This is a genomic window from Amycolatopsis sp. NPDC033938, assembly GCF_055575975.1.
The window spans coordinates 1-21,141 of the sequence record NZ_JBVIRO010000010.1; the positions used below are offsets into that span (position 1 = coordinate 1).

Annotated in this window: 18 protein-coding genes; 14 read left to right on the forward strand and 4 right to left on the reverse strand. The window is 69.9% G+C overall.

The features are described from left to right. Positions 1 to 207 precede the first annotated feature (207 nt). From ACZ5ZX_RS23820 to ACZ5ZX_RS23830, 3 genes are all read left to right on the forward strand, one after another. Complete coding sequence (locus ACZ5ZX_RS23820; RefSeq protein ID WP_465504197.1) at positions 208 to 969, forward strand: isocitrate lyase/PEP mutase family protein; 762 nt, start codon at positions 208 to 210, stop codon at positions 967 to 969. Positions 970 to 980: 11 nt separating this feature from the next. Further along, positions 981 to 2,000, forward strand: a complete 1,020-nt coding sequence (locus ACZ5ZX_RS23825) for an aminotransferase class V-fold PLP-dependent enzyme (RefSeq protein WP_465504198.1) — start codon at positions 981 to 983, stop codon at positions 1,998 to 2,000. 88 nt (positions 2,001 to 2,088) lie between these two features. Next, the gene (locus ACZ5ZX_RS23830) at positions 2,089 to 2,709 is read left to right on the forward strand and encodes a hypothetical protein (protein ID WP_465504199.1); all 621 of its coding nucleotides are present in this window, start codon (positions 2,089 to 2,091) and stop codon (positions 2,707 to 2,709) included. A gap of 562 nt (positions 2,710 to 3,271) precedes the next feature. Here the strand turns inward: ACZ5ZX_RS23830 and ACZ5ZX_RS23835 are convergent. After that, the gene (locus tag ACZ5ZX_RS23835; protein ID WP_465504200.1) at positions 3,272 to 4,210 is read right to left on the reverse strand and encodes a ferritin-like domain-containing protein; all 939 of its coding nucleotides are present in this window, start codon (positions 4,208 to 4,210) and stop codon (positions 3,272 to 3,274) included. A gap of 135 nt (positions 4,211 to 4,345) precedes the next feature. Between ACZ5ZX_RS23835 and rimP the strand changes: the two genes are divergently transcribed. From rimP to ACZ5ZX_RS23875, 8 genes are all read left to right on the forward strand, one after another. Beyond that, entirely contained in the window at positions 4,346 to 4,885 is a 540-nt protein-coding gene (gene rimP / locus ACZ5ZX_RS23840) for a ribosome maturation factor RimP (RefSeq protein ID WP_465504201.1), read from the forward strand. Further along, positions 4,882 to 5,922 carry a transcription termination factor NusA gene (nusA, locus tag ACZ5ZX_RS23845; protein ID WP_465504202.1) on the forward strand — a complete coding sequence of 347 codons (1,041 nt, stop codon included), beginning with the start codon at positions 4,882 to 4,884 and terminating at the stop codon, positions 5,920 to 5,922. The genes rimP and nusA overlap by 4 nt, the downstream gene beginning before the upstream one ends. A gap of 131 nt (positions 5,923 to 6,053) precedes the next feature. Continuing rightward, the gene (locus ACZ5ZX_RS23850) at positions 6,054 to 6,305 is read left to right on the forward strand and encodes a YlxR family protein (RefSeq protein WP_465504450.1); all 252 of its coding nucleotides are present in this window, start codon (positions 6,054 to 6,056) and stop codon (positions 6,303 to 6,305) included. Positions 6,306 to 6,391: 86 nt separating this feature from the next. Beyond that, the gene (gene infB, locus ACZ5ZX_RS23855) at positions 6,392 to 9,418 is read left to right on the forward strand and encodes a translation initiation factor IF-2 (protein WP_465504203.1); all 3,027 of its coding nucleotides are present in this window, start codon (positions 6,392 to 6,394) and stop codon (positions 9,416 to 9,418) included. 72 nt (positions 9,419 to 9,490) lie between these two features. Beyond that, positions 9,491 to 9,784 carry a DUF503 domain-containing protein gene (locus ACZ5ZX_RS23860; RefSeq protein WP_465497744.1) on the forward strand — a complete coding sequence of 98 codons (294 nt, stop codon included), beginning with the start codon at positions 9,491 to 9,493 and terminating at the stop codon, positions 9,782 to 9,784. A 29-nt stretch (positions 9,785 to 9,813) separates the two neighbouring features. Next, positions 9,814 to 10,290, forward strand: coding sequence for a 30S ribosome-binding factor RbfA (gene rbfA / locus ACZ5ZX_RS23865; RefSeq protein WP_465504204.1), 477 nt, complete (start codon positions 9,814 to 9,816; stop codon positions 10,288 to 10,290). Continuing rightward, positions 10,271 to 11,137, forward strand: a complete 867-nt coding sequence (locus ACZ5ZX_RS23870) for an alpha/beta hydrolase (RefSeq protein WP_465504205.1) — start codon at positions 10,271 to 10,273, stop codon at positions 11,135 to 11,137. Before rbfA ends, ACZ5ZX_RS23870 begins: the two co-directional genes overlap by 20 nt. A 19-nt stretch (positions 11,138 to 11,156) precedes the next feature. After that, the gene (locus ACZ5ZX_RS23875) at positions 11,157 to 11,411 is read left to right on the forward strand and encodes a hypothetical protein (protein ID WP_465504206.1); all 255 of its coding nucleotides are present in this window, start codon (positions 11,157 to 11,159) and stop codon (positions 11,409 to 11,411) included. A gap of 520 nt (positions 11,412 to 11,931) precedes the next feature. On the opposite strand, the gene ACZ5ZX_RS23880 is transcribed toward ACZ5ZX_RS23875, so the two are convergent. After that, a complete protein-coding gene (locus tag ACZ5ZX_RS23880) occupies positions 11,932 to 12,975 on the reverse strand; it encodes a TRM11 family SAM-dependent methyltransferase (protein WP_465504207.1) in 1,044 nt (347 codons plus the stop codon). Between the two features lie 40 nt (positions 12,976 to 13,015). Between ACZ5ZX_RS23880 and ACZ5ZX_RS23885 the strand changes: the two genes are divergently transcribed. Together ACZ5ZX_RS23885 and ACZ5ZX_RS23890 are read left to right on the forward strand one after the other, a co-directional pair. Next, on the forward strand, positions 13,016 to 14,014 hold the full coding sequence (locus tag ACZ5ZX_RS23885) for a DHH family phosphoesterase (protein ID WP_465504451.1): 999 nt from the start codon (positions 13,016 to 13,018) through the stop codon (positions 14,012 to 14,014). Between the two features lie 56 nt (positions 14,015 to 14,070). Then, positions 14,071 to 15,261, forward strand: coding sequence for a preprotein translocase subunit SecY (locus tag ACZ5ZX_RS23890; RefSeq protein ID WP_465504208.1), 1,191 nt, complete (start codon positions 14,071 to 14,073; stop codon positions 15,259 to 15,261). Positions 15,262 to 15,305: 44 nt separating this feature from the next. Here the strand turns inward: ACZ5ZX_RS23890 and ACZ5ZX_RS23895 are convergent, their stop codons facing one another. After that, a complete protein-coding gene (locus ACZ5ZX_RS23895) occupies positions 15,306 to 16,646 on the reverse strand; it encodes an FG-GAP repeat domain-containing protein (protein ID WP_465504209.1) in 1,341 nt (446 codons plus the stop codon). Positions 16,647 to 16,682: 36 nt separating this feature from the next. After that, positions 16,683 to 17,993 (reverse strand): FG-GAP repeat domain-containing protein, encoded by a 1,311-nt coding sequence (locus tag ACZ5ZX_RS23900; RefSeq protein WP_465504210.1) that lies wholly within the window; start codon positions 17,991 to 17,993, stop codon positions 16,683 to 16,685. Positions 17,994 to 18,119: 126 nt separating this feature from the next. On the opposite strand from ACZ5ZX_RS23900, the gene ACZ5ZX_RS23905 reads away from it, so the two are divergent. Further along, complete coding sequence (locus tag ACZ5ZX_RS23905; protein ID WP_465504211.1) at positions 18,120 to 21,137, forward strand: AfsR/SARP family transcriptional regulator; 3,018 nt, start codon at positions 18,120 to 18,122, stop codon at positions 21,135 to 21,137. Positions 21,138 to 21,141 lie beyond the last annotated feature (4 nt).

Genomic DNA, 21,141 nt, shown 5'->3' on the forward strand with positions numbered 1-21,141 from the left:
GCGGCAAGCTCGTCATACGACGGACGCTCACTCCCGGACACCCGGCAATCATCGCAGAACAACGATCACCGGATGACCAGGACCTGACTAGTTACCCCGAATCGCCACTCACGACCACCTGTACCGAACGGCCACCGGCACCTAGCGCCTTCGGCCGGACCCAACACTTCGGCAGTCACCGAAGCGTCCACTGGCTACCGTCAGGACATGACCGCCTTCGCCGCACTGCACGTCCCCGGTTCCCCGCTGCTCCTGCCGAACGTCTGGGAGTTCGGCGCGGCCGCCTTCCTGGCCGCGCAAGGCTTCCCGGCACTCGGCACGACGAGCCTCGGGGTCTCGGCCGCCGAGGGCGAGCCGGATGGTGCCCCGTCCTCCAAGGACGCCACCGTCCGCCTGGCGCGGCGGCTGACCGCGCTGGACACGCTCATCAGCGTCGACGTCGCCGAAGGCTTCAGTGACGACCCGGGCGAAGTGGGGGCGCTCGCCGCGGAACTCGCCGAAGCGGGCGTCGTGGGCATCAACCTCGAAGACGCCCTGGGCGACCCCGTGCGGCACGCGGCCAAGATCACGGCGGCCAAGGAACGCGCTCCCGGGCTTTTCGTCAACGCGCGTACCGACACCCACTGGCTGGGGCAGCCCGACATCGACGCCGCCATCGGCCGCTGTCAGTCCTATGTGGACGCCGGCGCCGACGGGGTGTTCGTGCCCGGTCTCGCCGGACCCGCCGACGTCGAGCGGCTGGTCGAGGCCGTCGGCGTACCGGTGAACCTGCTGTTCCTTCCCGGCCGGGTCACCGTCGCGGGCCTGGCCGGGCTCGGCGTCGCGCGGATCAGCCTCGGCTCCCTGCCGTATCGGATGGCGTTGGCCGCCACGCTGCGCACCGTGGAAGTCGTCCGCGATGGCGGCGAACTCCCGCTGACGCCGCCGTCCTACGACGATGTCGTGAGGCTGCTCCCGGAAAATCACTAATCTCTCCAGGTATGCAGAGCTTCGGCGCCGAATTCGCCTGTCCTCCCGGATATCTGAACACCCCCAGCATCGGCATCCCGCCGTCGCACGCGGCCGACGCGGTGGCGGAAGCGGTCGAGAAGTGGCGGCGCGGCGAGGCCCGCCCGTCGGACTTCGACGAGCCCGTCGCGCGCACCCGGGCGGGGTTCGGCGCGCTGATCGGGGTCCCGGCGGACCGGGTCGCGATCGGGGCGACGGTCTCGCAGCTGATCGCGAACGTGGCGGCCGGACTGCCCGACGGCGCCGGCGTGCTGGTCGCCGCGAACGATTTCACCAGCGTCACCTTCCCGTTCGCGGCTCAGGCACATCGCGGGGTGAAGGTCACCGAAGTCCCGCTGGCCGAGCTGACCGAGCGCGTCGAGGGGCACGACCTCGTCGCGGTCAGCGTCGTCCAGTCCGCGGACGGCGCCCGGATCGACCTCGACAGGCTCCGCGCCGCGGCCGAGGCGGCGGACACGGCGGTCCTGCTCGACGCCACCCAGGCCGCCGGGTGGCAGCCGCTCGAGCTGGACTGGGCCGACTGGGTCGTCGCCGCCGGTTACAAATGGCTGCTCGCGCCGCGCGGGGCCGCGTGGCTGGCCGCGCATCCGCGGGTGCTGGAGCGGGCGGTGCCGGTCGCCGCGAACTGGTACGCGGGGGAAGACCGCTGGCAGACCGTCTACGGCCTCCCGCTGAGGCTCGCCGAGGGCACTCGGTCACTCGACCTGTCCCCGGCCTGGCTCGCGTTCGTCGGCGCCGCCGTCTCGCTGGACTACCTCGGCACCTTGGACCTCGAAGCCGTCCGCGCGCACTGCGTGGGGCTCGCCGACTCGCTCCTCGAAGCGCTCGGCTCACCCGGTCAGGGGAGTGCGATCGTCTCGCTCGACGCTGACGCCGGCAGGGTGAAGGAAGCCGGCATCGTGGCCGGTACCCGGGCCGGACGGCAGCGATTCGGGTTCCATCTCTACAACACCGCTGACGACGTCGAACAGGTGATAAGCACGTTCAGGTGAACCGCCCGAGGCCGGTGAACTACCGTATGACCCCGTGGTTGGTGCGCAATTTACCCCGGGAGCGACGGAAACGGCCCGGCTTCAGCCGGTGCGACCGGCAGGGCCGGGTGGGCCGCCGCCCGCGCCGAAGCCGCCGAGGGACACCAAGGCCCTGGCGCTGAAGGGCGCCGCGCTGGTCGCGATCGCGGTCGTGTCGTCCCTGCTCTGGTGGCTGATCCGGCACGAGCCGGAGACGACTCCCGTCGCGGATACGCCGGCGAAGAGCGGCCAGTTCCAGTACACGCTGGTCGAGGGCCCGCAGGTCACCACCGACTGCGCGAGCAAGTCCTACGGCGACACCAAGGATTTCTTCACCCAGACGCCCTGCACGCGGCTGTCGCGGGCGCTGTACACGACCGAGACCGGCGGGCAGAAGGCGCTGGTGTCGGTCGTCCTGGTCACCATGCCCGGCGAGGTCACCGCGACCCAGCTCAAGGCGCTCACCGACAAGGACGGCACGGGCAACGTGTCCGACCTGGTGCGCGACGGCACCTTCAAGGGGCAGGGCGCCCCGAAGATCTCGGGACAGGACGCGGCCTACGACTCCCACGTCACCGGGCCGGAGGTGGCCATCGTGCTGGCCGGTTTCTACAACAAGCACAAGGACAAGCCGGTGCTGGAGCGGATCGCGACCGACGCTTTGCGGCTTTCGGGGGACCTGCGCCGCTGAGCCGGTACCTGCGGTGGGTGGGTCCGGCAGCGGTCGGGCCGTGAAGGACTCCTTGAGGGACTCAAAGTCCCTCAAAGTTCCCCTCACCCGCCCCCGGGCGGCCGTCGCGAGCCTCAGCGGCACCACCAGTCACAACGGCTGCGCGTGAAGGCCCCCTTCCCTCGGCTCAGCCGAGGGAAGGGGGCCTTCACGCGCTCCCGCCGCGAGCCAGGCCGCAGGCCACGCGCAGGTACCTGAGAGAGGGTGTCGTTCTAACGACACTTACCGCTCACGGCCAGGTTGACCCCGCTCCCTTGCGACCTGATCAAGCCCCGTCCGCCTTGCCGAAGGGTGAACGCCACCCGCAACCTGGCGCCGGGTGTGAGGGGGCTGAAGGGGCCTTTCCCCTCATCTCACGCGGCGAAGGGCGCTTTCCCCACATGCGACGGGAGGGAAGGCGCCCTTCAACCCCGAGCCATGACCAGGTAGGAAAGGCTGCAATGAAAGGTCCTTTCCTCGCAAATTTTGCAAGGAAAGGACCTTTCATTGCACGCGTGGTGAGCCCGAAGCTGCGCGAAGAGGCTTACGTCGTCTGGCCCGGCATGGCGATCGCCACCGGCTTCGCCCCGAACTCCGCCCGCCAAGCCGTCCCGCGCCGCGCCGACCCGATCAGCGCGTTCAACGCCGTCGCCCGCAGGGTCGTGTCGTCGGTCCGGTCGATCACGCCGAGCCAAGCCGCCGTCGCGTCCGATTCGGCCGTCGCCACCAGCTCCATCGCCGAGTTCGCGTCGGTCACCGGTTTCGGCGGCACGTACGCGGCCTCCGGGCCCGCGGGGGGCTGGCCCGCCGCGGAAAGCATCCGTTCGCAGACGTCCCGCCGCTTGACGTGCTCGGCCGAGCCCCGCGCCACCGCGCCGCTGAAGGCCGCCGGAAGGTACGCGCTCACCAGGCCGTACACCCAGATCGCGGCGTGCTCGGCGGCCAGCGCCTGCTGCACGGCCTCCGTCGCCTCCTGGTTCAGCGGGGGACCGGCGGGCACCGTGACGGGGCCGGCGTCGTCACCCCGGCCGAGCTGGTCCGAACTCTGCTGCAGCGCCGCGCAGCCCGCCGCGATGGAGGCGACCATCCCCGCGCGGTAGCGGGGCAGCGAAGGCACGAGGCCCTCGGCCTGCTTGCGGGCCTGCGCGATCCGTTCCTTGAGCCCGTCCAAGGACGACGGCGCGTTCTCGGCCGGGCCGGACTGCGTCGGCTTCGGCCGGTTGAGCCGGTCCACCTCGGTCTTGAGCGCCGCCGCGTGCGCCGCCCGCGCCGTCGCGACCGCTTCGGCTTCGGCGCCGGTCAGCGCTTTCGCGCCCGCCACGTCGGACTCCGCGGCGCTCAGCAGCGGGGCCAGTGGATCCGGGCTTTCGTCGTACCCTGGGGAGCAGGCGGCCGCCAACGGCACGGCCAGCGCGGCCAGCGCTCCCACGCGCAGGAAAGTACGACGGCTCGGCAAGGTGGGCTCGGTCGGTCTTCCGGTCACGCCGCCCCATCCTGCCAGTACCCCGCGCGGGGCCGCCGCTCGCGCGTCACACCGGGGTCACCAGATAAGCTGGTCCACTACCGAACCCGGATCCACACCGCCGGGTCGCCCACAGCCGAACAGGAGCGCTCCACCGTGCCCAACGACCTCGCCAGCAGGCTGGAGCCCATCGTGGCCGAAGCCGTCAAGGCCGCGGGTTTCGACCTCGATTCCTTCGAGGTCCAGCAAGCAGGCCGCCGTCAGCTGGTGAAGGTCGTGGTCGACGGGGACGACGGCGTCGGGCTGGACGAGGTGGCGAGCGTCAGCCGCGCCGTCTCCGCCGTGCTCGACGAGAACGAGCACGTGCTCGCCAGCGCGTACACCCTCGAAGTGACCTCACCGGGGCTGGACCGGCCGCTGACCCAGCGAAGGCACTGGCGGCGCGCGAAGTTCCGCCTGGTCAAGGTCACCCCCGCCGAGGGCGCTCCGTTCATCGGCCGCGTCGGCCACGCGGGGGAGAAGTCCGCGCGCGTGCTCGTCGACGGCGAGCTCCGGGACGTCGGTTACGCCTCGGTGGCCAAAGCGGTCATCGAGATCGAGTTCAAGCAACCACCTGCCGAGGACCTGAAACTGTTGGAAACCGACGCCGCGGCCCACACCGCCGCCGCTACCGAACCGAAGGAGGAGCCGAAGTGAACGTCGACATCGCCGCGCTGCGCGCGATCGAACGGGACAAGGACATCCCCTTCGAAACGGTCATCGAGGCCATCGAAACCGCGCTTCTCACCGCATACAAGCACACCGAGGGCCACCAGCCGCACGCCCGGATCGACATCGACCACAAGAGCGGGCTGGTGCGCGTCCTCGCGCACACCCTCACCCCGGACGGCCAGGTCGACGAGGAGTGGGACGACACCCCCGAGGGCTTCGGGCGGATCGCCGCGACCACCGCGCGCCAGGTCATCCTGCAGCGCCTGCGCGACGCCGAGCACGAGAAGACCTTCGGCGAGTTCTCCGCCAAGGAGGGCGAGATCGTCGCCGGGGTGGTGCAGCGTGACGCGCGCGCCAACGCCCGCGGCATGGTCGTCATCCAGGTCGGCGACATCGAAGGCGTGCTGCCTTCGGTCGAGCAGGTGCCCGGCGAGTCCTACGAACACGGCAGCCGGATCAAGGCCTTCGTCGTCACCGTTTCGCGCGGTAACCGCGGCCCGCAGATCACGCTGTCGCGGTCGCATCCGAACCTGGTGCGCAAGCTGTTCGCGCTCGAGGTCCCCGAAATCGCCGACGGCACGGTCGAAATCTCCGCCATCGCGCGTGAACCGGGACACCGGACCAAGATCGCGGTCCGCTCGACGGTGCCCGGCGTCAACGCCAAGGGCGCGTGCATCGGCCCGGTCGGCGCGCGCGTGCGCAACGTGATGAGTGAACTCGCGGGTGAGAAGATCGACATCATCGACTTCTCCGACGATCCGGCCAAGTTCGTCGGGAATGCGCTGTCGCCCGCGAAGGTTGTGTCCGTACGGGTCGTCGACGAGCGGGCCAAGACCGCTCGCGTCGTCGTCCCGGACTTCCAGCTTTCACTCGCGATCGGCAAGGAAGGGCAGAACGCCCGCCTCGCCGCCCGCCTGACCGGATGGCGTATCGACATCCGCAGCGACGCCGCCCCTGAGCAGGGTGACGAAGCACACGCCGGGCAGGCGCGGCCCGCCGCGGCAACCGGTTCGGCTGAGTGAAGGTCGAAGCGCTAGACTTACGAGTGGTTCAGAGCCCGCGGACGGCGACCGACACCCAGGATGACCGGAAAACTCCGGTCCGCACCTGTGTGGGATGCCGCCGGCGGGCCTTGATCGGCGAGTTGCTGCGAGTGGTCGCGGCGGACGGGCGGCTGATCGTCGACGAAGGTCGGCGGTTGCCGGGCCGGGGTGCTTGGTTGCACCCCGTGCCGGACTGTCTGGCCAAGGCCGAGCGGCGCAGGGCATTTCCCCGAGCACTTCGTGTTCCGGGGTCGCTCGACGCCCAGGGTGTCCACGAACGCCTGGAGCGCTCGCCGAAGGCTAAGGGCGCCGGGACATCCCCGGTGCCGGATGGAATCAGGAAGCAGGTCGACCCGTCATGAGTCAGCCGTGAAGCTGAATCAATGAACGCGCGACAATAGGACGAGGTCTGCGGGTCTGCCGCCGGCCTCCCCAGATGAGGAGAGCTGTGCCAGGCAAGGCCCGAGTACATGAGCTCGCGAAAGAGCTCGGCATCACCAGCAAGGAAGTTCTCGCCAAATTGAAGGAACAGGGCGAGTTCGTGAAGTCCGCGTCGTCCACCGTCGAGGCGCCGGTCGCCCGCCGTCTCCGTGACGCGTACCCGTCCAAGGACGGCAAGAAGAAGTCTGTTCCGACCCCCGGCCCGCGTCCCTCGCCCGGCCCGCCCGCGAAGCCCGCTGCCCCGGCTCCGGCCGCGAAGCAGGCTCAGCCCGCGCCCGCGGCTCAGACCGAGGCTCCGGCGGCCTCCGCCCCCGCGGCGTCCGCTCCGTCGGCCCCGGCCCAGCAGCCGTCCCGCCCCGCCACCCCGGGTGTCCGCCCGGGTCCGCGCCCCGGCCCCAAGCCGCCGGCGCCCAAGGAAGAGGTGGCTCCGGCGGCGAAGGCCGCTCCGGCCGAGCCGAAGCAGTCCGAAACCAAGGAAACCCCGGCAGCACCGGCCACCCCGCCGTCGTCCTCGGCGCCGTCGCAGGGTTCGGTCGTGCCGCCGAAGCCGCAGGGCCCCAAGCCCGGCGGTCCGAAGCCCGGCCCGCGTACCCCGCGCGTCGGCAACAACCCGTTCGGTGTGGGTTCCGGTTCCCCGGCCCCGCGTCCGTCGGGTCCGCGTCCCGGCGGAAACCAGCAGGGCGGCGACAACCGTCCGCCGCGTCCCGGTGGCGGGCAGGGCGGCGACCGTCCGGCCCCGCGTCCCGGTGGCGGCGCTCCCGGTGGTAACCGGCCGAACCCGGGCAACATGCCCCCGCGCCCGAACCCCGGCATGATGCCGGGCCGTCCGGCCCGTCCGGCCGGTGGTCCCGGTGCCGGCCGCGGTGGTCCCGGTGGCGGAGCCCGTGGTGGCCCCGGTGGCGGCGCTCGTGGCGGTCCCGGTGGTGGCGGCGGAGGTTTCCGCGGCGGTCCCGGTGGTGGCGGTGGCGGTGGCGGTTTCCGTCCCGGCGGCGGCGGTGGCGGCGGTTTCCGTCCCGGTGGCGGTGGCCCCGGTGGCGGCGGCGGTGCCCCGGCCGGTGGCGGCGGTTTCCGTGGCGGCGGTGGCCGTGGTGGCCCCGGTGGCCGTGGCGGTACCGCGGGTGCCTTCGGGCGTCCCGGTGGTCCCTCGCGCAAGGGTCGCAAGTCGAAGCGGCAGAAGCGCCAGGAATACATGGACAACATGCAGGCGCCCAGCGTCGGCGGCGTCCGCCTGCCCAAGGGCCAGGGCGAGACGATCCGGCTTCCGCGCGGTGCCTCGCTGACCGACTTCGCCGAGAAGATCGACGCCAACCCGGCTTCGCTGGTGCAGGTGCTCTTCCACCTCGGTGAAATGGTCACGGCGACGCAGTCGGTGTCCGACGACATCCTGGAACTGCTCGGCGGCGAAATGAACTACAACGTTCAGGTCGTCAGTCCCGAGGAAGAGGACCGGGAGCTGCTGGAGACCTTCGACATCACCTACGGCGAAGACGCGGGTGAAGAAGAGGACCTGCAGGTCAGGCCGCCGGTCGTGACCATCATGGGTCACGTCGACCACGGTAAGACCCGACTGCTCGACACGATCCGCAAGACGAAGGTGCGCGAAGGTGAAGCCGGCGGCATCACCCAGCACATCGGCGCCTACCAGATCGAGACCGAGCTCGAAGGCAACCCGCGTCTGATCACCTTCATCGACACCCCCGGTCACGAGGCGTTCACCGCCATGCGTGCCCGTGGTGCGAACTCGACCGACATCGCGGTGATCGTGGTGGCGGCCGACGACGGTGTGATGCCGCAGACGGTCGAGGCGATCAACCACGCGCAGGCCGCGAAGGCGCCGATCGTGGTCGCGATCAACAAGATCGACAAGGAAGGCTCGAACCCGGACAAGATCCGGCAGCAGCTGACCGAGTACGGCCTGGTCGCCGAGGAGTACGGCGGCGACACGATGTTCGTCGAGATCTCCGCGCGGCAGAACATCAACATCGACGGCCTGCTCGAGGCGATCCTGCTGACCGCCGACGCCGCGCTGGACCTCCGGGCCAACCCGGACATGGAGGCCCAGGGTGTCGCGATCGAGGCCCACCTCGACCGCGGTCGCGGTCCGGTGGCCACGGTGCTGGTGCAGCGAGGCACACTGCGCGTCGGTGACTCGGTCGTGGCGGGTGACGCCTACGGCCGCGTCCGCCGGATGGTCGACGAGCACAACGTCGACGTCACCGAGGCACTGCCGTCGCGTCCCGTCCAGGTCATCGGGTTCACCTCGGTGCCGGGTGCGGGCGACACCTTCCTGGTGGTCGACGAGGACCGCGTCGCCCGGCAGATCGCCGAGCGCCGTTCCGCCCGGACGCGCAACGCCCTCAACGCGTCGCGTCGCAAGCGGGTCAGCCTCGAGGACCTCGACTCCGCCTTGAAGGAGACGAACAGCCTCAACCTGATCATCAAGGGTGACAACTCCGGTACCGTCGAGGCGCTCGAAGCCTCGCTGGTGCAGCTCGAGGTCGGCGACGACGTCGAACTCAACGTCGTCCACCGCGGTGTCGGTGGCGTCACCGAGTCCGACATCGACCTGGCGACCGCGTCCGACGCGATCGTCCTGGGCTTCAACGTCCGTGCGCAGGGCAAGGCGACCGAGCGGGCCACCCGCGAAGGCGTCGACGTCCGGTACTACACGGTCATCTACCAGGCGATCGAAGAGATCGAGCAGGCGCTGAAGGGCATGCTCAAGCCGGAGTACGAAGAGGTCGAGCTCGGCAAGGCGGAGATCCGCGACGTCTTCAAGTCGTCGAAGATCGGCACCATCGCCGGTTGTCTCGTCATCTCGGGTGAGATCCGCCGTAACGCGCGGGCTCGTCTGCTCCGCGACTCGAACGTCATCGCCGAGAACCTGCCGATCAGCTCGCTGCGGCGGTTCAAGGACGACGTGGTCGAGGTTCGCGATGGCTTCGAGTGTGGTCTGACGCTGGGGTCGTACAGCGACCTCAAGGTCGGCGACATCATCGAGACCTACGAACAGCGCGAAAAGCCGCGTGTGTAAGTGACACGGCGGCGCTCCCCCGCATCTGGGCGGGGGAGCGCCGCTTCACCTTCCACCAACCCAGAACCCCGTATGTTCATCGGAGCCTTGGAGCTCGACATCCTGCTGGGCGACGTCCATTCGCTCAAGCAGAAGCGATCCGTGATCAAGCCGGTGCTGGCCGAGGTACGCAGGCGTTTCGACGTCTCCGTCGCCGAAGCGGGTCACCAAGAGTTGCACCGGCGGGCACTGATCGGTGTGGCCGTGGTCGCCGCGACTGGCGAGCACGTCCGGGACGTGCTCGACTCGTGTGAGCGGTTGGTGGCAGGCAGGCCGGAGTTCGAACTGCTCTCCGCCCACCGCCGGCTACTCGGCCCGGACGACTGACGGAAAAACTTTCGAGGAGACGAATCCCCATGGCCGACCCCGCTCGGGCTCGTAAGCTCGCCAAGCGGATCTCACAGATCGTCGCCCACGCGATCGAGCACGACATCAAGGATCCGCGGCTCAACTACGTGACGATCACCGACACGAAGATCACGGCCGACCTGCACGACGCCACGGTCTACTACACGGTGCTGGGTGAAAACCTCGAGTCCACCCCCGACCACACGGGTGCCGCGGCGGCGCTGGAATCCGCCCGCGGTGTCTTGCGGACAAAGGTCGGACAGGGCACCGGGGTTCGCTACACGCCGACGCTCACCTTCGTGGCCGACAGCATTCCTGAGGACGCGAAGCGGATCGAGGATCTCCTCGCGAAGGCCAGGGAAGCCGACGCGGAGGTCGCCCGCCGTGCGACGGGGGCGCAGCACGCCGGCGAACCCGACCCGTACAAGGCGCCACGGGAAGAGGCCGAAGACGATGAGTTCGCCGATGAGGAGAGCCGCAGCTGACGGAGGGGGCCACGCCGTCAGCCGGCGCGGCCTCCTGCTGGGAGCCGCGGCGCTCGGGGGCACGGCGCTGCTTTCCGGCTGCGACGGGGAAAAGCGGCCTCTGGTGGGGCCACCGCCGGTGCCTCCGCCGACCAACCCGACCCCGCTGACCGAGGCGGTCACCGTCCAGCGGATGCGCTCCGCGGCCAGGAACCGGGAAGTCAATCTCGTCATCATCGCCCCCGACAGCGCTTCCCGGGTCGGGCTGCCGGTCTGCGTCGCCCTGCACGGGCGTGGCGCGGACGCCAGAACCTTCCTGGACCTCGGCGTGCAAGACGCGCTGAACCAGGTCGTCGCGGCCGGTCTGCCCGGTTTCGCGGTGGCCGCCGTCGACGGCGACAACTACTGGGTGGACGTCGGCAAGGACGACGACCCGCAGCGGATGCTGTCCGAGGAACTGCCCGGCTGGCTCGCCCAACGTCAATTGCGGCCGCCGTCGGCGATGTTCGGCATCTCGATGGGCGGCTTCGGCGCGCTGCGTTACGCCCGCGAGCACAAGGACCTCAAGGCCCTCGCGGTGGCGGGCGCGGCACTGTTCGTCAGCTGGCCCGATGCCAAGTCCCGCAAGGTCTTCGCCGACCGTGCGCAGTGGGAATCGCATGAACCGCTGCTGCACACCGACGAGCTCAAAGGTATCGAGACCGGGGTGTGGTGCGGTAACTCGGATCCCTTCGCCGGAGCCGACCGCAAACTGATCAGAGCGCTCGATCCCGCCGTCGGGAAGATGACGCCCGGTGAGCACAACGACGACTTCTGGCGAGGCGTCATGCCCGAAGCGATGAAGTTCGTGGGGGAACGCATCGCCTGATCGGGGCCATCCTGGAGACATGAGCATCCAGGAACAGGCCCAGCAGGTGGCCGCGCTCGCCGACCAGGTCCCCACCGGCGTCGCGCTGGCCACCAAGGCCGAACTCGAGGCGATCCAGAACCAGGTGGTGGCGCTGCTGGGGCACACCGCCACCGCGGACACCCTCCAAGGCGCCATCCAGAACGCCGTCGGGTTGGTCGACGACCTGACGGCGGCACTGGAGAACGTCAAGATCCAGCTGAGCGACGTGGCCCAGCACCACCTCGCCGGCTGACCCCGACCACTCGGGTGTTGCGGCTTCAAGCACGCGAGTTCCGGCTCTGGGCACGCGAATGCGGTGCCACCCGGTCACTCGCGGCGGTGTCCTGAAGGCCCCCTTTGCGACGGTGAACGTCTCAAAGGGGAACCCGCATTTGGGTACCTACGCCTGGCCTGGACGAGGGTGGTTCCGCGGGCATCGTTGCCCGGTCTCACCTCTTGATCGTGCCCGACCACGATCGGTGGACCGGCGGCCGAGCGGGGAAGATTCCGGACGCTCAACGTCCGGAATCTTCCCCACCCGGACCACCCCGGCAACCCGCACCCGCTCCACACCAGTAGGTAGACAAATACGAGTCCCCAAGGGAGCCTTCGCGACACCACGCCACCTGGGAGACTCGGATCGCCGAGGCGAAATGCGCAAGTCGGACAGCTGGCCTCCGGGCCGCGCCGGGGCATGCCACGGTTGCCCTGCCTCTCGACGAAGGGCGGTCTTCCAGCGCATTTAGAGGACTGAACGCGGGGTGGTGCGGGAGTCAGGCGGGTTTGGCGGCGACGATCAGGTCCCGCACGATCGCCTGGTCCACCCGGTGTGAGAAGTCCGCGAACGGGCCGTCCTCGCGGACTTCCAGCCCCGCCTTGTCCAGGATCGCGGCGAGTTCCTCACGCGGCGCGACGTTGGTGTTCCACGAGATCCCGAGCGCGCCGCCGGGCCGCAGCACCCTGGTCCACACCGGGACCGCGGCCGCGAGCAGGTCACGCGGGCTGCGTGCGAGCGACGCGTCCTGAGTGCGGTGGCTGCCGTGCTGCACGCCGTACGGGGCGTCGGTGACGATGAGGTCCACCGAGTTCGGCCGCAGCAGTTCGTCCGTGGTGAGCGTGTCGCAGTTGAGGTAGCTCAGCTTGCGGACCTCGCCCGCCTTGTACTGCTCCTTGGTGATCCCGAAACCGATGTCGAGCCGCCTGCCGAGCCGGACCTTGTTGCGGCGCACCTGCCCGGATTCGGCGCTGTGCTTGATCCGCTTCTGCTTCAACCAGGTCTTGATGAACAGCTCGTAGGAGTCGAAATCCTTGCCGTCGACGTCGAGACCGGTCGCGTCGAAGCCGTACATCATCGCCTGGTTCAGCGTGGTACCGCGGCCGCACAGCGGATCCAGCAGGTGGAGCGGCCTCTCCAGCATCGCGGCCGGATCCGCCGTGGACAGCAGGGTGACGTTGACGAGCAGTTTGGTGAACAGCTCGTTCGTCTTGCCCGGATACTTCTGGATGGTCAGCAGGTCCGAGTCGAAGTTCGCCAGCGGGCTGATCGTGACCGGCTTCAGGACACCGTCGCCGAGCTCGAACAGCGCGTACAGCGCGGAAAGGTTCGAGAGGAGCGCCAGGTCGCGTTCGCTCAACGGGGCGGGCGTGGTGAAGGTGACGTAGCCGACGCCGCCGAGTTCCGTCTCGCCGATCTCGGAGACCTCGGTCTCGAGAGCGGACAGACCGAACACCGCCAGCTCGGCGCGCAGCAGGGCCGGAGCGGAGTCGGTGTAGACCCGGTTGGCTGACGGGTAGACCAGGATCGCGTACTCGGACATCCCGCAGAGCGTAGCTTGACTGATTGTGACAGCGACTCCCATCCCGAACCTGAAGGAAGCCGCCGCCCTGCTGGCGCGCGCGAGCGACGTGACCCTGCTCGGCCATGTCCGCCCGGACGCCGACGCGCTCGGCAGCGCGCTGGCGCTGGGCCGGGCGCTGCAGCTGCGCGGCGGCGTCAAGGTCCGCGTCTCGGTCGGTGAACCCGAGGAAATGCCCGAAACCCTGCGAGGCCTGGACGTCGGCGGACTCTACGTCCCCGCGAGCGAGCTTCCGGAGAGTGAGCAGCTGCTGGTCGCGCTCGACACGCCCACGCCGGGCAGGCTCGGGAAACTCGCGCCGCGGGTGGACGCCGTCCGCGCGGCCGGGGGCGAGGTCCTGGTGATCGACCACCACGCGTCCAACGTCTTCTACGGCACGAAACACGTCGTCGACGAGACCGCCGAAGCCACGGCCGTCCTCGTTTTCGCGTTGCTCCAGGAACTCGGCACCGAGATCGACGAGCCGATCGCGCGCTGCCTGTACGCGGGACTGGTCACCGACACGAGCGGGTTCCGCCGGGCCCGGCCGTCCACCCACCTGATGGCCGCGCGGCTGCTCGAAGCCGGCGTCGACCCGGACCAGGTGGTCCGCGAGATCGTCGACGATCACCCCTTCGCGTGGCTGCCGATGCTCTCGGAGGTCCTCGCGGGTGCCCGGCTGGAACCGGACGAGGCACGCGGCTTCGGGCTCGCCTCCGCGGTCGTGACGCGCGATGCCGCGAGGAGCGTGCGCGGGGAGGAGGTCGAAGCGGTCATCGACGTCGTCCGGTCCACCCGGGAGGCCGGGGTCGCCGTGGTGCTGAAGGAAGCCGAACCGATCGGGCCGAAGCAGCGGTGGCAGGTCTCGCTCCGCTCCACGGGCGGTGTCGACGTCTCGGCGGCGGCCGGGGAACTCGGTGGAGGTGGACATCGCCAGGCGGCCGGGTGCACGGCGGAGGGCACGGCGGGTGAGGTCCTCGACAGGCTGAAGGAGGCGCTCTCGCGGGCACCCCTGCTCTGATCCAAAAGCGCGGTGTCATCGGAATTTCATCCGTCGTCCCTAGCGTGATCCTCACGATGAACGACCACGCCTCCCTCCGCCGCCGGATCCTGGTCACGCTGGGCGTGATCGTGCTGTTCCGGCTGGGCCAAAGCCTGCCCGCCCCCTCCGTGACCGTCCGCGCGCCGGAAGCCGATCACCCGTTGCGCTGGATCCTCGACCTCTTCACCGGCGGCGGCTGGTCCAGCCTGCCGGTGTTCGCGTTCGGCGTGCTTCCCTGCCTGGCCGCGCCTTATCTCCTGCGCACGCTGATCGTCCTGGTCCCGCGGCTGGCCGCGCTCCGGGCCGAAGGTGAAGCCGGCGCACGGGTGCTGACGCGGTACCGGCGGCGGCTCACCGTCGTACTCGGCCTGCTGGGTGCGATCGGTGTGCTCGGATTCCGCGGTCAGGAGATTCTCGACGGAGCCGTCGCCGTGGCTTGTCTGACGGCGGGCACGGCGGTGGTCCTGCGGCTGACCGAGGTGATCACCGACCGGGGATTCGGCGACGGCGTCCGGATTCTGCTGCTCGTGCAGATCCTGGCGGTACTGCCGCCGGAGTTCCTGCGGCTGTACGAAAGGACGGGCTGGGCCGCCATCGCGGTCATGGCCGTGGTGACGTTCTCGGTCACGGTGATCACGATCGTCGTCGCGCAGGGACAACGGCGCGTCCCGGTGCAGTACGCCAAGCGGATGATCGGCAGGCGCGCCTTCGGTGGGAGCCCGTCCTATATTCCGCTTCGGTTCCCCCAAACGAACAGTCCGGCCGTCCTCGTCGCGATACTGCTGTCCTTGCCGGTGCTGCTGCCGGACGTGCTCTGGCTGGAGTGGCTGCGCGACGAGGGAAATCCGGGGCGGATCGCGGTCTACTTCGTCCTCGTTTGTCTCTTCGCCTTCAGCAGAGCTGCCCTGACACAGGACATGGACAAGGTGGCCGCCGAGCTGATGCGAGTGGGCGGTTTCGTCCCCGGCATCCGGCCGGGGAACCCGACCGCCGAGTACCTCGACTTCGTGAACCGCCGGATCATCGGCTTCGGAGCGTTCTGCTCAGGAGTGGTGGCGCTGATCCCGGTCACCGGCTTGGCCCTGCTGGACGTGAGCCCGGCGCTGCCCGTCGCCGGGGTGACCCTGCAGGTGGTCCTCGTTTTCCTCGTCAGTGTCTCGCTTGACACCACGCGGCAGATCCAATCGCTGCGTCTGCAACGGCGCTACGAACCGTTCCTCCGCTGAGGGAACGGTCCGCGCCCGGGGTACGGGCGCGGACCGTGACCACCTCAGAAGTGCGGAAGCCAGCCGCCGCCGATCGCTTGAGCGGCGCCGAATTTGTTGCCGCCCTGGCCGTTCCAGAGGTAGAGGGTGCCGGTGTTCTTGTTGACGGCGGCGAGGTCGCTGTGGCCGTCCTTGTTGACGTCGCCGAGTGACATGAGGGTTTGGTGGTAGTCGTTCCAGCCGCCGCCGATGGCGTCGGCGTCACCGAACCTGTTGTCGCCCTTGCCGTTCCAGATGTGGAGGGTGGTGCCGTCCTTGACGGCGGCGAGGTCTGTCTTCCCGTCGTTGTCGAAGTCGCCCGCGACCGGTGTGGTGAACGGCCCCCAGCCGCCGCCGACGACGTCGGCCGCGCCGAAGGTGTTACTGCCCTTGCCGTTCCAGATGGTCAGGGTGGTGCCGTCCTTGAGCGCGGCGAGGTCGCTGATGCCGTCGTTGTCGAAGTCGCCCGCGATCGGCGCGGTGTATGGTCCCCAGCCGCCACCGATGGCGTCGGCGGCGCCGAACTGGTTGCCGCCCTTGCCGTTCCAGATGTAGAGGGTGCCGTCCTTCACCGCGGCGAGGTCGGTCTTGCCGTCCTTGTTGAAGTCACCGGCGGCGGGGCGGCTGAAGCCGTCCCACCCGCCACCGACGGGGTCGGCGGCGGTGAAGTTGTTGCTGCCCTTGCCGTTCCAGATGGTCAGTGTTCCGGTTCCGATGGCGTAGATGTCGCCGACGCCGTTGCCGTCGAAGTCCGCGCCGTCCGCGACCGGGCGCTGCCACAACGCGCTGACGATCTTCTGCGCGTCACCGGCCTCGGTCTGATAGCGGTCCGGATAGGCCGAGACCTGCACCGCCTGGCACACCTCGCCGATCGGCGCCGTGCTCCAGGAGCCGTTCGGATACACGCGGACCATCTTGTCGAGGAAGGCGTTGGTGGCCCAGACGGGGTCGAGCCGGTTTGTCGCGCTGCCCCAGGACGCGCGTTGCTGGAACAGGCCGAGGCTGTCGTGGTCGACCTCCTCACTGATGTTCTGGAGACTGGTCTCCACGATCACCGTGGCTATCGCGATGGCCGCGGCTCGCTGACTCAGGCCGCGATCGCGGACGGCTTCGACGACCATCCGGGCGCACGAAACCCGGTACGCGGTCAGATATCCCCGCATCTTCGCGGTCAGGGTGTCGTTGAGCTGGGTGGCCAGGGCCGCGTCCCGGCTGGTGGTGCCCGAGCGGTCGCACGGGGCGGTGGCGTAGGAGGCGGTCACCAAGCCCGCCGGTTCCTCTTCGGCGTATGCGACGGGGGACAGGGCGGTGATCGCGAAGACGGTCAGGGCTGCCGTGGTCGCACGGCGGGCGAAGTTCTTCGACACTGGTCGACCTCCAAGGTCGGGTGGGGACGGGGACGGTCAGAAGTGCGGGAGCCAGCCGCCGCCGATGGCGTCGGCGGCGCCGAATTTGTTGCCGCCCTGGCCGTTCCAGACGTAGAGGGTGCCGGTGGTCTGGTTGATGGCGCCGAGGTCGGAGTGGCCGTCCTTGTCGACGTCGCCGAGGGACATCAGGGTGCGGTGATAGTCACCCCAGCCGCTGCCGATGGCGTCGGCGTCACCGAATTTGTTGCTGCCTTGGCCGTTCCAGATGTAGAGCGTGGTGGTGTCCCGAATGGCGGCGAGGTCGGTCTTCCCGTCGTTGTTGAAGTCCCCGGCGACGGGTGCGGTGAAGGGTCCCCAGCCGCTGCCGATGACGTCAGCGGGGCTGAAGGTGTTGTTGCCCTTGCCGTTCCAGATGGTCAACGTCGTGCCGTCCTTGACCGCGGCGAGATCACTGACGCCGTCGTTGTCGAAGTCCCCGGCGACCGGTGCGCTGTAGCCGGTCCAGCCGCCACCGATGGCGTCGGCGGCGCCGAACTTGTTGCCTCCCTGGCCGTTCCAGATGTAGAGGGTGCCGTTCTTGACCGCGGCGAGGTCGGTCTTGCCGTCCTTGTTGAAGTCACCGGCAGCCGGTCGGCTGAAGCCGTCCCAGCCACCGCCCACGGGGTCAGCGGCGGCGAAGGTGTTGCCGCCCTTGCCGTTCCAGATGGTCAGCGTTCCGGTGCCGATCGCGTAGATGTCCCCGGCACCGTTGTTGTCGAAGTCCGCGCCGTCCGGAACGACCGATCGCTCGATGACCTTGTCGTAGCGGATGCCGCGGTAGGTGGTCATCTCCGACCAGCTGTTGGTGTTGTGATTGGTCTTCTGGCCGTAGTCGTTCTCCGAGTAGACCCAGGCGCCCTTCGAGTGGTCACTGGAGTCGACCCACTTCTCGAACAGTTCGATGTGCCCGTTCCGCAGCAGGGCGTCACCCGGCAGCAGATCGTGCAGGCTCGGCAGCCAGGACTTCTGCGAGTACGCCTCGAAGTCGCCGGTGTTGAGGTCCCAGCCGTCGGATTTCTTGGGCAGATGCCACGCCATCGCGACGAGGCCGGAGCAGTCAGGCCGGTACTTGCCGCCGGTGCCGTCGGAGATGGCGTCGGACTGGTTCTGGCTGTACCAGGTGTCGCCCCGGTCGTACCAGTACTTGGCGCGGGCGATGATCTCGGCGCGGGTGATCGAGCCACCCACCGTGGACGCCGCACTGGCTTCGTCGGGTGTTCCGAGCGTGAGCAGGCCTGCGACGAGTGTCACGAGGGCCGTGATCGCGGCGGAGAACCGGACCGCCGCCGGAGAACCGGAGCTGTTCATGACGACCTTTCCTGAGCATGATGTGCGTGGACAGCACAGACGCTCCGGGAGGCCGCTGTAGCCACGCTTCAACGCGGGTTACAGCGAGGCGGCGCGCTGTAAGGGATCCGCTCTGGGGAGGGACGGATGAGGTTTTCTCTGCTCGGGCCGATGGAGGTGGCGGGCCCGACGGGGCCGATCGCCCTCCCCGGCACGAAGCCGCGCACGCTGCTCGCCGCCTTGCTGCTGGGGGACGGCCGGACGGTGCCCGCCGAACGGCTGATCGGCGTGGTGTGGGGCGAGGATCCGCCTGCCACCGCCCGCGCGGTGGTGCAGACGTACGTGGCGACGCTGCGCCGCGCGTTCGACACGGCGGGACTGCCGGCGGTCATCGTGTCCGACCGGACCGGCTACCGCGCCGAGATCGACGAGGACGCCCTCGACGTGCGGGTGTTCGAGCGATTCGTGGAGCGGGGACGGCTGGCCGCGCAGAGCGGGGACCACGCCGAGGCGGCGGACCTCTTCCGCACCGGCCTCGCCCTGTGGCGTGGACCCGCGCTCGGCGGAATCGGGGAGTCGTTTCTTCGCGCCGAGGCGAACCGGCTCGACGAGCTGCGGCTGACCGTCACCGAGGAGCGGGTCGACGCGGACCTGGCGACGGGTCAGGGACCGCGGCTGCTCGCGGAGCTCACCGAACTGGTCGCCCTGCATCCCACCCGGGAGCGGCTGCGCGCCGGTCTCATGGTCGCGCTGTACCGGTCCGGGCGGCAGGCAGACGCGCTGGAGACCTACGAACGCGGCCGGAAGGCGTTGATCGACGAACTCGGCATCGACCCAGGCCCGGAGCTGCGTCAGGTGCACGAAGCGATCCTGCGGTGCGACGCGGCGCTGCTGCCGGTGGTCACCTCCCGCACCCCTCGACAGCTGCCTTCACCGCCACCCGACTTCACCGGCCGGGCGCCGGAACTCGCGCGGCTGCGCGAGACCCTGGTGCGGCCCGCCACGATGCCGGTCGCCGTCGTCTCCGGCGCGGGCGGCGTGGGCAAGTCCACTTTGGCGCACCGGATCGCGCACGAACTCGCCGAGCACTTCCCCGACGGTCAGCTGCACCTCGAACTCCACGGCTCCACGGACGGCCCGGCGACCGCCGAAGAAATCCTCGGTCGCGTCCTGCGCGACTTCGACCCCGCGGCGACCGCGCCCGGCTCACTCGAAGAGCGGGTCGCCCGCTACCGGACACTGCTCGCCGGCACCCGCACCCTCGTCGTGCTCGACGACGCCGCGAACGAGGCACAGGTCCGCCCGCTGCTGCCGGGAAGTCCGGGATGCGGGGTGCTCGTCACCTCGCGCAACCGGCTCCCCGCCCTGGCGGGCGCCACCTTCCTGGAACTCGGCGTGCTGCCCGCCGTGGCCGCGCTCGACCTGTTCACCCGGATCGTCGGCGCCGACCGGGCGAGCACCGAGCCCACGTCGGCCGCCGAGATCACCGAGCTGTGCGGGCAGCTGCCGCTCGCCATCCGCGTCGCCGGGGCGCGGCTGGTGTCCCGGCGGCAGTGGTCGCTGTCCCGGCTGGCGGACCGCCTCGCACAGGAACAGCGCCGCCTCGACGAACTGGTGGTCGGCGACCAGGAGGTGCGGGCCAGCATCAACCTGAGCTACACGCTCCTGCCCGCGGCCGTGCGGACGGCGTTGCGAAGACTCGGGCTGCTCGGTCTCGCGCATTTCCCCGCCTGGGTCGCTGCGGCGGCGATGGACACCGATCTCGACGAGGCGGAGCGGGTGCTCGAAGACCTCGTCGACGTGTCCCTGCTCGAAGTGGACGGCGTGGATCCCTTGGGGCTCATGCGCTATCGGCTGCACGACCTCGTCCGGCTGTTCGCGCTGGAACGCGCCGTCGAGGAGGAGCCGCCCGAGGACCGGATCGCCACCGTCGAGCGGGTGCTCGGCGGCTGGATCTGGCTGGTCGAGCGGATCACCGAGACCCTGCCGCCGGTCGTGCCGTCGATCCAGGGCGCTTTCCGGCTGGGCCGCGCGGTCGAGGAGGACATCGCCCGGCGTGTCGTCGCCAAGCCGTACGAGTGGTTCCGCGCCGAGGAAGAGGCGATGACCACCGCCGTCGAGCTGGCGGCTTCACTGGACCTGGTCGACATCGCCGTCGAACTCGCCTCCGCCCTGTGCGGCACCGCTTTCGGCGGGCACAACCGGATCCTCGACGATTCACTTGGCCCCTGGCGCCGCACTCACGACGCGGCGCTCACCGCGGCCCGCCGCACCGAGAACGCGCTGGGCGAGGCGACGCTGCTGGCGGGACTCGGGCAGCTGTACTACGAGCACGACGACTTCCCGCGGTCCCGTGCCCATCTGAGTCAGGCGTTGTCGATGTTCCGCGCCGCCGGTGACGTCCGCGGCGAGGCCACCACCCTCGCCGCGCTCGGCGGTGCCTGCCGTGAGCAGGGCTATCTGCCCGAGGCGCTGCACTTCCTGGACCGGGCCGGGCGGATGTGGTCCGGGCTCGACGATCCGGGGGCGAGGGGCCACGTCCACCGGCTGGCGGGCACGGTGCGCCTGGAGATGGGGGACTATCCGGGAACGCTGGCCGCGTTGACCGAGGCACAGGCGTCGTTCGCGGCGGCGGGCTCGCGGCGCGGGGAAGGGCTGACGCTGCGCAGCCTGTCGCTGTACCACCGCGCCCGCGGTGAGTGGGTGGAAGCCGAAGAGTTCGCACGTGCGGCGCTCGCCGTCTTCGCGGGCACCGAGGACCGGATGCTGATCGCGTACTGCGAACGCGCGCTGGCCAAGGCGCTGCTGCGGCGCGGGGACGCGGTCACGGCGCGACGGCTGGCGGAGAACGCGCTGGAGGTCTGCCGTGAGCTCGGCGACGCCTTCGGCACCGCGTGCACCCTCCACGTCGTCGGCGAGGTGCATCTCGCCGACGGCCGGTTGTACCAGGCGAAGGAGTGCCTTGAGGACGCGCTGGGGCGCTGGACCGAGCTGCGTGCCGAGCTGTTCAGGGCGCGGACCTCGCGCACCCTCGCCGAGGTGCACGACGCGCTCGGCGACACCTCGGCCGGGCAGCGGATGACCACCGAGGCCCTGGAGACCTTCCGTACCTACGGTGCCCGCGAGTACCAGGAACTCTCTGTAACCCGGTTACAGCGTTCCTGAAGCA